This window comes from Megasphaera sp. NM10, from assembly GCF_000417505.1.
In the GTDB taxonomy this organism is placed as follows: Bacteria; Bacillota; Negativicutes; order Veillonellales; family Megasphaeraceae; genus Megasphaera; species Megasphaera intestinihominis.
This window is the reverse complement of sequence record NZ_APHY01000039.1, coordinates 1-12,529: the sequence shown is the minus strand read 5'-3', so window position 1 is coordinate 12,529 and position 12,529 is coordinate 1. Positions and strand designations below refer to the sequence as shown.

Annotated in this window: 8 protein-coding genes; 7 read left to right on the top strand and 1 reads right to left on the bottom strand. The window is 54.5% G+C overall.

All coding sequences use genetic code 11. The features are described from left to right. The 3 genes from NM10_RS07700 to rarD all read left to right on the top strand — a co-directional run. Positions 1-419: amino acid ABC transporter ATP-binding protein (locus tag NM10_RS07700; protein WP_020311023.1), on the top strand; the 419-nt coding region annotated here is incomplete at its 5' end. Between the two features lie 13 nt (positions 420-432). Continuing rightward, positions 433-1,050 (top strand): AAA family ATPase, encoded by a 618-nt coding sequence (locus NM10_RS07695; protein WP_020311022.1) that lies wholly within the window; start codon positions 433-435, stop codon positions 1,048-1,050. A 102-nt stretch (positions 1,051-1,152) separates the two neighbouring features. Beyond that, the gene (gene rarD, locus NM10_RS07690; protein WP_020311021.1) at positions 1,153-2,046 is read left to right on the top strand and encodes an EamA family transporter RarD; all 894 of its coding nucleotides are present in this window, start codon (positions 1,153-1,155) and stop codon (positions 2,044-2,046) included. A 257-nt stretch (positions 2,047-2,303) separates the two neighbouring features. Here the strand turns inward: rarD and NM10_RS07685 are convergent, their stop codons facing one another. After that, the gene (locus tag NM10_RS07685; RefSeq protein ID WP_020311020.1) at positions 2,304-3,671 is read right to left on the bottom strand and encodes an aminopeptidase; all 1,368 of its coding nucleotides are present in this window, start codon (positions 3,669-3,671) and stop codon (positions 2,304-2,306) included. 175 nt (positions 3,672-3,846) lie between these two features. Between NM10_RS07685 and NM10_RS07680 the strand changes: the two genes are divergently transcribed. The 4 genes from NM10_RS07680 to gyrA all read left to right on the top strand — a co-directional run bounded on the left by NM10_RS07680 (position 3,847) and on the right by gyrA (position 11,789). Next, positions 3,847-5,040 (top strand): M20 metallopeptidase family protein, encoded by a 1,194-nt coding sequence (locus tag NM10_RS07680; protein ID WP_020311019.1) that lies wholly within the window; start codon positions 3,847-3,849, stop codon positions 5,038-5,040. 95 nt (positions 5,041-5,135) lie between these two features. Continuing rightward, positions 5,136-7,202 carry an elongation factor G gene (gene fusA / locus NM10_RS07675; protein WP_020311018.1) on the top strand — a complete coding sequence of 689 codons (2,067 nt, stop codon included), beginning with the start codon at positions 5,136-5,138 and terminating at the stop codon, positions 7,200-7,202. A 392-nt stretch (positions 7,203-7,594) separates the two neighbouring features. Then, entirely contained in the window at positions 7,595-8,938 is a 1,344-nt protein-coding gene (locus NM10_RS07670) for an acetyl-CoA hydrolase/transferase family protein (RefSeq protein ID WP_020311017.1), read from the top strand. Between the two features lie 343 nt (positions 8,939-9,281). After that, positions 9,282-11,789 (top strand): DNA gyrase subunit A, encoded by a 2,508-nt coding sequence (gyrA, locus tag NM10_RS07665; protein ID WP_020311016.1) that lies wholly within the window; start codon positions 9,282-9,284, stop codon positions 11,787-11,789. Positions 11,790-12,529 lie beyond the last annotated feature (740 nt).

The following is a 12,529-nucleotide window of genomic DNA, read 5'->3' as shown; positions in this document are numbered from 1 at the left end:
CAAAGCGTCAAGCACATGAAGAAAGCCGATGCCACGATATTGCCATGGAAATACTAAAAAAGGTCGACATGGCCGATAAGGCCGAAAAGATGCCGGATATGCTCTCCGGCGGCCAGCAGCAGCGCGTTGCCATTGCCCGCGCCCTGGCCATGAATCCCAAGATGATCCTCTTCGACGAACCGACGTCGGCCCTGGACCCGGAACTCGTCGGCGGCGTCCTTGACGTCATGCGCGACTTGGCCCATAACGGCATGTCCATGGTCATCGTGACCCATGAAATGGCCTTTGCCCGCGACGTATCAGACCGCATCGTCTTCATGGCCGACAGCATCGTCCAGGAAGATACGACGCCGGCTGAATTCTTCAGCCACCCCAAGACGGAACGGGCCCGCAATTTCCTGAGCCGCTTCTTATCGTAAGGGAGGGAGTACGATGGAAAAATTCATCATTACCATCAACCGCCAGTTCGGCAGTATGGGCCGGCCCATTGCCAAAGAAATGGCCGAAGCCCTGAACGTCGAATTTTATGACCGCGACCTCATCGAAGCTGCAGCGAAGAAGATGAATATGTCCTTGTCTATTGCCAGCGACCTGGAGGAATCTGCCAGGCCGAACCGCTTCTGGCGCATGTGCTTCCCACTGGGGCACGACGAATCGCGGAAACAGGACGAACTCTTCCAGGTGGAAAAGAAAATCATCCTGGACCTGGCCGATGCCAAGTCGTGCATCATCGTCGGCCGCTGTTCCGATTCCATCCTGAAATGTTCCAAGCACTTGCTGCGCATCTTTATCTATGCGCCCTATAAAGAACGCCTCAAGAACTGCGTCGAACGCCTCAAGATGGACGAACGGACGGCCAAGGAAATGATACGCAACGTCGACCGGGCCCGCGATGCCTACCAGGTGCGCTACGCCGGCTATCTGCCAGGCGACTTCCACCATACGGATCTGCTCATCAACAGCAGCTTCCTCGGCGTCGAAGCGACGGCCCAGTATCTGACCGAACTGGTACTCAAAAAATACGGTTCCCATCATATCGAAGAAGTATGAAAAGGCTCCCGCCAGGGACATGCTGTCTTGTTATTGACAAATGAGATTACCTATTGCATGATAGTGATAATACTAAGAGGTATCAGACAAAGGAGATGTCTTATGGGCGGGAGCAAAATCTGTTATATCTATTTCGTGCTGAGTCAGGCCATCTGGGGCGTACTGCCGGCCTTCTGGCTGCTGTTGCGGCAGCTGCCGCCGCTGTATACGCTGGCTTCGCGGATTGTCTGGGCATCGGTCTTCTGCTTTTTACTGATATTGCAGAAAAAGCTCCTGCCCGACCTGAAAGGGGTCCGACAGGAGCGCTGGCAATGGCCTTATATTGCCGGGGCCTGCATCTTTATCACCCTGAATTGGGGGGCTTATATTTACGCCACGACACAGGGCTTCATCCTCCAGGCCAGCTTGGCCTATTTCATCAATCCCATCATCCTCGTCTTCTTTGGTGGTCTGATCTTCCATGAACGGCTGCGGCCGGTCCAGAAACTGTCCGTCGTCGTCGCCGCTACCGGCCTGGTCCTGGCCTTCTGCCTGTACGGCGTCGTCCCCTGGCTGTCGTTCTTCATCTGCCTGAGTTGGGCGATATACAGCATGTTGAAAAAGAAAGTCCGCCTGGACAGCCAGGTTTCGGTCTTCATCGAATCCTTTTCCATGGTGCCCCTGTCCCTGCTGTTCATCGCCTTCAGCGAATATCATGGCATGGGGGCTGTCGGGACTTTCCAGGGCTGGCAGTGGCTGCTCCTGCCGGCGACGGGCATCGTCACGGCCATTCCGATGATGCTCTTTTCGGCCGGCGTCAAAGGCGTCCCTATTACGACAGGCGGTATGCTCATGTACCTCTCGCCGAGCATCACTCTGGTCATCGGTCTCTTGAGCGGCGAAACCATCACGCCGCCCCTGCGCCTGACCTTCTGCTTCGCTTGGGTTGCCGTCGCCCTGTATATGTACGGCCTTTACCAGACTATCAAAGGGCTCCGGGAAAGCGGATACCATTAGGTACGATCCTTGCTCCTGAATGACGCTGTAGGGGCTCGCACGTGGCGAGCCCGCTCCAGGATATGTACGATTTCCCGGTTAGTTTGCTAAGAGAACGATTCAAATACCCGGCGGGTCGCCCACGTGGCGACCCCTACAGAAAAAAGGGTGTCGTACGAGGTTTGTGCCACCATCCTCTAACACCTAACCCCTAACAACTAACAACTAGCCACTAACAACTTGAAAGGAGCTGTCGCGATGCGACAGCTCCTTTTGTATCACTTACTTTCAAAAAATGCTTTGTATGCCAGGTAGCCGCTGTAGGCATCGGCTTTGGCGACGATTTCTAAGGGAGCGTGCATGCTGTGCATGGCTACGCCGCAGTCGACGACGTCGCAGCCCCAGTCGGCCATGATGTAGGCGATGGTACCGCCGCCGCCCTGGTCGACCTTGCCCAGTTCCCCGACCTGCCAGGGAACTTCTTTTTCGTTGAAGATGCGGCGGATCTTGGCCATGAATTCGGCGTTGGCATCGTTGCTGCCGGCCTTGCCGCGGGCACCGGTGTATTTGCACAGGCAGATACCGTAGCCGAGCTTGGCCGAATTCTGTTCTTCATAGGCGTCGGCAAAGACCGGGTCAAAGGCGGCGCAGACGTCGGCCGACAGGACTTCGCTGTTGCGCAGGGTCCGGCGCAGCCAGATTTCTTGGTCATGGCCCTGGAGGGACAGGAGTTCGGCGATAAAGTCCGGGAAGTACGACGATTGGACGCCCGTGTTGCCGACGGAACCGATTTCTTCTTTATCGGCAAAGAGGGCGACCTGTGTCTTTTCCCCCGGTGCGGCATCGAGGATGGCGGCCAGGTTGGCATAAGAGCAGACGCGGTCGTCATGGCCGTGGGACATGATCATCGACCGGTCCAGGCCGACGTCGCGGCTCTTGACGGCCGGGATGATTTCCAGTTCTGCACTGGTGAAATCTTCTTCTTCAATACCGTATTTTTCCTTTAACAAGGTCAGGATAGCCGGTTTCGTCTTTTCTCCTTCGCCGTTCGTGCCGGCCAAGGGCATGAGCATTTCGCCGCTGATGGCTTCAGAGAGCTTTTTGGCGGCCTGGTCCTTGCCCAGGTGGGGCAGAAGGTCATTGATGAACAGGACCGGATCGCCCGGGTCTTCGCCGATAGAGACGTCGACGCGGCTGCCATCGGCTTTATAGACGACGCCGACCAGGGACAGGGGCAGGCAGACCCATTGATATTTCAGCAAGCCGCCATAGTAATGGGTCTTGAAATAGACGATTTTATTCTTTTCGACGACAGGCATGGCCTTGACATCCAGGCGCGGGCAGTCGATATGGGAGCCGACGATTTTCAGCCCTTTTTCGATGGGGGCCGAGCCGATGACGGCTAAGATGACCGATTTCCCTTTCTGGTCCCAATAGACCTTGTCGCCGGCCTTCAGGCTGGTGAAGTCAGCCAGGGGATGGAACCCGGCGTTTTCAGCCTGGCGGATGATTTCTTTATTGGCCAGCCGTTCTGTCCGGGCTGTGTCCAGGAACTGACGGTAATGGACGCTGTACGCTTCCATCTGGCCGCGCTGTTCCGGTGAGAAGCGGGACCAGACGCTGTTTTCTGTATCAAATGCTTTCATGATATAAGCCTCCTCTGTAAATGATGATGTGTGACACTGCATTCTTATTATAACGCACTTATGGGAGCTGTACTAGTTCTTGAAAAAGACAGGGGAAACCGTTGTATTTCTTTATATTGTGTGGTATTATTAATCATACTTTATAAATAATAATTCATACATGGGAGGGTTTGCCATGATCGATAAAATGACTATCAAAGACTTAGTGAAGCGGACTGTGCCTGATATTTGTGCCATGCGCCGTCATATCCATGAAAATCCGGAATTATCCGGCGAAGAAGTGGAAACGGCTGCCTTTATGGCAGCCAAGCTGCGGTCTTTCGGCATCGATGTACAGGAGCACGTCGCCGGAACGACGGCGGTCCTGGGGACGCTCAAAGGCGGCAAGCCGGGGCCGGTCATCGCCTTGCGGGCCGATATGGATGCTCTGCCCATGACGGAAGAAACAGGCTTGCCCTTTGCGTCCAATTTCGTCGGCAAGATGCACGCCTGCGGTCATGACGGCCACATGAGCATCCTCCTCGGTGCCGCTGAGGTCCTGAGTCAGGTGAAAGACGATATCCCCGGCACGGTCGTCTTCATCTGCCAGCCGTCTGAAGAAAAATCGCCTGTCGGCGGAGCCAAGGGCCTGGTCGCCTCCGGCGTCCTCGACGGTGTCGATGCCGTTTACGGCCTTCACGTCTGGCCGACACTGCCCAGCGGCAAAATCGGTGTCCTGCCCGGGCCGATGATGGCCGCTTCGGACCATATCCGCATCGTCCTCAACGGCAAGGCCAGCCATGCCGCCATGCCGCATAAAGGCGTCGACACCATCGTCGCAGCCGCCCAGTTCCTGACGGCGGCCCAGACCATCATCAGCCGCCGCGTCAATCCCCTCTATCCGGCTGTCCTGACTTTTGGCAAAATCACTGGCGGCACGCGCTACAATGTCGTCGCCGATACGGTCGAAATCGAAGGGACCTGCCGGACGTACCATGCGGAGGCCCAGGATGCCGTCGAAGCCCATCTCCAGGATACGCTCAAAGGCATCGATGCCATGTACGGGACGGTCAGCCATCTCGACTATGAACGGGGCTATGCGGCTGTCCGCAATACGCCGCAGCAGGCGGCTTTCGTCGCTGGCGTAGCCAAAGACTGCTTTGGCCCGGACGTTCTGGCAGCTGTCGACGAACCGGCCATGACGGCCGAAGACTTTTCCGGTTATCTCCAGAAATTCGATGGCGGTTTCTTCTGGCTCGGTGCGACCAAGCCCGGCGACACGGTTTATCCCCTGCACAATACCCATTTTGCCGTCGATGAAGCCTGCCTGCCAGTCGGCGTCGAACTGATGGTTTCCCTGGTCCTGGCCAAAATGAAAGAAAAAGCATAATTATTTTTGAAAAAATGCAACTTAAAAAAAGGAATCTGCCCCCTTCATCTCGAATATATAATATTAACTGAGATTCCATAGGAGGCGATTGTTTTATGAAAGAATACACAAGTGATAAAATTCGCAACGTTGCTGTACTTTCGCATGATGGCGCCGGCAAAACGGCTGTTGTTGAATCATTACTGCTTGCCTGCGGTGCTGTCGATGCTGTTGGCGTCGGTAAAGACAACAAGCATATTATGGACTATGAACCGGAAGAAATTAAGAGAAACGTTACGATCCAGCTCGGCATTGCGCCCTGCGAATGGGAAGGCTACAAGCTGAACTTCCTCGATACGCCGGGGTATTCCGAATTCTGCGGCGAAGTCCGCGCTGCCCTGCGTGCCAGTGACGGCATCCTGCTCGTCGTTTCGGCCGAATCGGGCGTCGAAATGGATACGGAACGGGCCTGGGACTACGGCGTCGAATTGAAATTGCCGCGCATGGTCTATGTCAACAAGATGGATGCGGAACACGCCGATTTCTTCGGCTGCCTGGAAAAATTGCGCGCCGTCTTCGGCAAATCCATCATGCCCCTCCAGATCCCTATCGGTGAAGGCAAGGATTTCCGGGGCATCATCGACGTCTGCAAGATGGTAGCCTGGGAATGGAATAACGGCGAATGCACGGAAATCAAGGTGCCGCCAGAATACATGGCCAAAGCCCGTGAAGTCCGCGAAATGTGCATGGAAGCCGCTGCCGAAGGCGACGACGAATTGCTGGAAAAATACCTCAACGGCGATGAACTGACCATCGAAGAACTGCGCAAAGGCCTGCGCCAGGGCATGCTGACGGGCCGCGTCTGCCCGCTCATGTGCGGCAGTGCCATCAACCATATCGGTACGGCAGAACTCCTGCGCCGTATCATCACCTACATGCCGGATGCTTCGCAGAAAGTCATGATGGGCACGGATAAGAAGACAGGCGAACCGGTCCTGGTCTATCCCAACAAGCCTTTCACGGCCTTCGTCTTCAAGACCCTCATCGATCCCTTTGCCGGCAAACTGAGTTATGTCCGCATTTTCTCGGGCGAACTCAAGGAAGGGGACAAGTTATACAATATGTCCCAGGATAAAGAAGAAAAGATGGGCAAAGTCCTGACCCTGGTCGGCAAGGAACAGATTCCCGTCCCGGCGGCTATTGCCGGCGACATCGTCGTCCTGCCGAAATTGCCGAATGCCCGGACTGGCGATACCTTTGCCGCTCCTGATTTCCCCGTCGTCTATGACCCCATCCGCTTCCCGAACCCGCTGCATACGGTAGCCCTGGTCCCGGAAAAGAAGGGCGAAGAAGAAAAATTGATGAACGCCCTCCTGCGGGTCAGCGAAGAAGACCCGACGTGCCAGGTCGAAAAGAGCACCGAAGGCAAGCAGCTCATCGTCCGCTGCATGGGCGATGTCCACCTCGACCACATCCTGACCAAAATCGAACGGAAATACGGTGTCAAAGCCAAACAGGAAGACGTTTACATCCCGTATCGTGAAACCATCAAGAGCAAGGCGACAGCCGAAGGCAAACACAAGAAACAGAGCGGCGGCCACGGTCAGTTCGGCCACGTCTTCCTGGACATCGAGCCGCTGACGACAGGCGAACCCTTTGAATTCGTCGATAAGATCTTTGGCGGCGCCGTACCGAAACAGTACATCCCGGCCGTTGAAAAAGGCGTCCGTGAAACCTTGGAAAAAGGCCTCATCGCCGGCTTCCCCATGATCAACATCAAAGTTACCCTGACCGATGGTTCCTATCATCCTGTCGATTCGTCGGAAATGGCCTTCAAAGTCGCTGCCGCTCAGGCCCTCAAGAAAGCCGTACCTGAAGCCAAGCCGATCCTCCTGGAACCGATTTACAACGTCGACGTCGTCATCCCTGAAGATTACATGGGCGATGTCATGGGCGACTTCAGCAGCCGCCGCGGCCGCATCCTCGGCATGGAACACCATCGCAACCGCAAAGGCATCATCGTCGTCAAAGCCCAGGTCCCGCTGGCAGAAATGAAAGACTACGTCACCGTCCTGCGCTCCATGACCCAGGGCAAAGGCACGTTCAACATGGAATTCTTCGACTACGAAGAAGTACCGAAAAAAATCATGGACGAAATCATCGAAAAAAGACAAAGTGAATAAGACTAGTGGCTAGTCGTTCGTAGTTTTTAGTTTGTAGAAATGGGCTTTAAGTTTTTAAACATCCGCTAACCACTAACAACTTAAAAGGGCTTGTCGCATGTGCGACAAGCCCTTTTTTTTACGAACCACGAATCACGAGCGATGAACCACCAGGCGTCACGGATGTAGGGGCTTGCACGTGGCAAGCCCGTTCCAGACTATGAGTGATTTCCCAGCTCGGAGCGAATGCCACCCAAGGTCCGGCGGGTCGCCCACGTGGCATATGCCAAAACGGCATATACCTGTTTACCTAAACGCCTTGCCAGGGCGCCTTCAGCGTCGTATAATAAGAATATAAGCAAACGTAAAACGTCGTACTAAAGAAAATACATACAGATGAAAGGGTGGTTTTTATGTCCCAATGGACAGATATGTACAGACAGAAATTAATGACGCCGGAAGAAGCGGTAAAAGTGGTCCAGTCCGGAGATTGGGTCGATTACGGCATGGGCACGACCCAGCCGATCCTCCTCGACCAGGCCCTGGCAGCGCGCCGTGATGAACTGCAAGATGTCAAAGTCCGCATGTGCCTGAGCGTGGCTCCGCGGCAGATTATTGAACAGGACCCGGAGCGCAAGGCCTTTACGGCCATGAACTGGTATATGAGCGGCTATGACCGGAAGAAGTGCGCCCTTGGCCAGATGAATTTCATACCCATGTGTTACCGCAACAAGCCGTCCATGTACCGCGACCTCCTCGACGTCGACGTAGCCCTGATTACTGTCGGTCCGATGGATAAACACGGCTTCTTTAATTTCGGCCCGGCTGTTTCGGCAACGGAAGCCATTACCAAGAAAGCGAAGAAAGTCATCGTCGAAGTCAATGAAGCCATGCCCCGCGTCCTCGGCGGCCGCGGCGAATGTATCCATATCAGCGATATCGACGGCATCGTCGAATACGGCAATCATCCTTTGGCGACCATTCCCTTTACGACAGGCGACGATATCGATGCCCAGATTGCCAAGACCATCGTCCAGCAGATTCCCGACGGAGCGACGCTGCAGCTCGGCATCGGCAGTTTGCCCAACACGATCGGCGCCTTATTGGCCGAATCGGACCTGAAAGACCTGGGCGTCCATACGGAAATGCTCGTCGACGCCTTCCGACTCATGTATGAACACGGCCAGCTCACGAACCGCCGCAAGACTTTCTGCCGCGATAAGATAAGCTGGGCCTTCGCCCTGGGGACGCAGGACCTCTATGACTGGATGGACGACAACCCCTTCCTGGCAGCTTATCCGGTAGACGTCATCAATGATCCTTTCATCATTTCTCAGATGGATAATTTCATTTCCATCAATAACTGCATCGACATCGACCTCTTCGGCCAGGTATCGTCCGAATCAGCCGGTACCCATCAGATAAGCGGCAGCGGCGGCCAGTTGGACTTCACCGACGGCGCTTACCGCTCCCGTGGCGGCAAGAGCATCATCGCTTTGCGGTCGACGTTCCACAACAAGAAGACCGGCCGCGATGAATCGCGCATCATCCCGACGCTGGCCCCGGGCACGACGGTCACGGACCCGCGGTCCCAGGTCAACTGGGTCGCCACGGAATACGGCATAGTCAACCTCATGGGCGCTTCGACATGGGAACGGGCCGAACGCCTCATCAGCATCGCCCATCCGGCTTTCCGCGAAGACCTGATCAAAGAAGCTGAAAAAATGAAGATCTGGAGATACAGCAATAAGAAATAAAGGGATACGCTATTATTCTGGTAAGTGTTCCCACGGTATGCTCTCGTTCGTCGTAGGTCGTTCATCGTAGGTCGAAAATTAAAAAGTAATTACGATGAACTGCCAGCCCCTAACCCCTAACCCCTAACCCCTAGCCACTAAAAAACTTGTTTCCCTCAGCCTAAAAAGGCAGGCGGAAACAAGTTTTTTTGCGCCTCTAGAGAAAAATGGAAATATTTGTTATAATATAATCGTATGCGCCCATTTGTTCATTTGACGGGCTGCCATATAGACGACAACGATTCGGACTGCGGGTCTTTTGCTGGCCGGCAGTTATTTTCAGTTTGTATATGAGGTGAAATTTGTGGACGAACAACAAGTAGATAAAATTGTGCCGGTTTGTCTGGAAAGCGAAATGCAGACGTCGTACATCGACTATGCCATGAGTGTCATCATCACTCGTGCCCTGCCGGATGTACGCGATGGGCTAAAGCCGGTCCATCGGCGTATTCTCTATGCCATGCATGAAGCGGGCATGACGCCGAACAAGCCCTATAAGAAATCGGCCCGTATTGTCGGCGAAGTTTTAGGTAAATATCACCCCCATGGTGACCGCTCCGTCTATGATGCGACCGTCCGCCTGGCCCAGGATTTCTCGACGCGCTATCCTTTAGTCGATGGTCACGGCAACTTCGGTTCCGTCGATGGTGACTCGGCTGCGGCTATGCGTTATACCGAAGTCCGCATGGCGAAGATTACCGGCGAAATGCTGGAAGATATCGACAAGGAAACGGTCGATTTCATGCCCAACTACGACGGCTCCCTGCAGGAACCGACGGTCTTGCCGTCGAAGATCCCGAACCTCCTGGTCAATGGCTCGGCTGGGATCGCCGTCGGCATGGCGACGAATATTCCGCCTCATAATTTAGGCGAAGTCATCGACGGCTGTGTCCTGCTCATCGATAACCCTGAAGCCAGCCTGGAAGAAATCATGACCAAAATCAAAGGCCCTGATTTCCCGACGGGTGCTAAAATCATGGGCCGCGATGGCATCATCAAAGCCTATTCGACGGGCCGGGGCAGTATCAAGATGCGGTCCTGTGCGACTATCGAACCGATGAATAAAGGGAAGCACCGCATCGTCGTGACGGAAATCCCCTATCAGGTCAATAAAGCGCGGGTCATCGAGTCCATTGCCGACTTGTCCCGCAACAAGGAAATCGACGGCATCACGGCCCTGCGCGATGAATCGGACCGCAAGGGTATGCGCATCGTCGTCGAACTGCGGGCCGATGTCAATCCCGATATCGTCCTGAATAAATTGTATAAACACACGCAGCTCCAGGAAACGTTCGGCGTCATCATGCTGGCCCTCGTCAACGGCCATCCGCGCGTCCTGACACTCAAACAGATCCTGAACTACTATCTCGACCATCAGAAAGATGTCATTACCCGCCGCAGCAAGTTTGAACTCGACAAGGCCCTGGCACGGGCTCACATCTTAGAAGGCCTGCTCATCGCCCTGGACCACATCGACGAAGTCATCAAGACGATCCGCGAATCGGCGACAGACGACATTGCCAAACAATCCTTGATGAGCAAGTTCGGCCTCAGCGAAAAACAGGCCATCGCCATCCTCGACATGCGCCTGCGCCGCCTGACGGGTCTGGAACGAGAAAAAATCGAAGAAGAATATGCTGAATTGGAAAAACGCATCGCTTACCTGCGCAGCGTCCTGGCTGACGAACATAAAGTCATGGAAATCGTAAAGACGGAACTCCTCGATGCCAAGAAGAAATTTGGCGACGAACGGCGCACACAGATCGTAGCCGACTCGTCGGATTTCTCCATCGAAGACATGATCCCCAACGAACGCATGGTCCTCACCTTGACCCGCCGAGGCTACATGAAGCGTATCAACGCCAATGTATACCATACGCAGAATAAAGGCGGCCGCGGTATCAAGGGCATGGGGACGAAGGACGAAGACGCCGTAAACCACCTGCTCTATACGTCGGCATGGAATACAGTCCTGTTCTTCACCAACTTCGGCCGCGTCTATCGCCTGAAGGCTTACGAAATCCCGGAAGCCAACAGCCGTAACTCCAAGGGCATTGCCGCCATCAATATCCTGCCCTTGTCCAATGGCGAAAAAGTCAACGCCCTCATCGACCTCGACCAGGTCGACCCGTCGATGAACCTGTTCATGGTCACCGAAAAAGGGCTGGTAAAGAAGACCCCTCTTCATGAATTCAAGAACGTCCGCCGCAACGGCCTCATCGCTATTTCCCTTATGGAAGGCGACCACCTGGCCAAAGTGCGCCTGACCAACGGCGACCAGACGATCATCTTGGCGACGAAACTGGGCATGGCCATCTGCTTCAATGAAAACGATGTCCGTCCTATGGGCCGGAATACCCGCGGTGTCCGCGGCATCACACTGTCTGAAGGCGATATGGTCATCGGGGCTGACGTCCTCGAACCGGACTGCCAGGTCCTGACTGTCAGCGAAGAAGGCTTTGGCAAGCGCAACAACATCGACGCCTACAAAGTCCAGCTCCGCGGTGGCAAAGGCATCAAGAACTTCAAGATTACGCCGAAGACCGGCGACATCGTCGGCGTCGAAGTCGTCCATGAAGGGCAGGAACTGATGCTCATCACGTCGAATGGCATCGTCATCCGCACGGATATCGAAAGCATTGGCATCAAGAAAGGCCGCAACACATCGGGCGTCAAGATCCAGAAACTGGAAGGCGACGACAAAGTAGCCGCCCTCGATACCATTGCCATCGAAGGTAACGACGAACTCGATACCATTGCCATCGAAGGTAACGACGAAGAAGAAAAAGAACAGACGAAATTGTTTAAATAAAAAAAGAGGCCTGCGGGCCTCTTTTTTTTTGCGCCGACCGCAGTTCGCAGGCCGCAGGCCGCCTCGAATTCAGATGCGGCGTTCCGCCGCGACAGACTCAGACTGACAACATCGCTTCGAGTAACCCTCGGCTCGTAGAGGAGAACCCCTCCACCGCAAGCGGTCCCCCTCCCCTTCGCAGGGGCGGCTTACGCCCTAACCGGGGCCATCGTAGGGGACGTCCTTTAACCTCTCAGACCGCCTTTGGCGGCCAGCTCCCCTATGAAGGGAGCCTTTGACGGCCCGCTGTGAACAATGGGGGATATACTTGATCGGCATATGTGGCGTGGGTTTGCGACCGGCGACCGGCGGCCGGCGTCAAGGATTTGAAAAAATCCTTGACAATCTCTTTACACAGTAGTATACTGAACAAGCTGTCGGGGCAAGGCCCTGACACAGCAGGAGTTTCATCCTGCCGTGGTCTGCGCCATGCAGGCCGGGGTGATTGAACTTTGAAAAAAGTTCAAAAACATCCTTGACAAGCTCTTCTAAGTTTGTTAAAATAAACAAGTCGTCGCCACCCGGTGATGACAACGATGACCTTTGAAAACTGAACAATGAACTGAATGAACGCCAACGTGCGAGGTTCTATTATATAGAACGTCAAACAATGAGTAATACCAAATAATAAACAAGAGCCAAACGCTCTTCCATATATCATGGAGAGTTTGATCCTGGCTCAGGACGAACGCTGGCGCTGA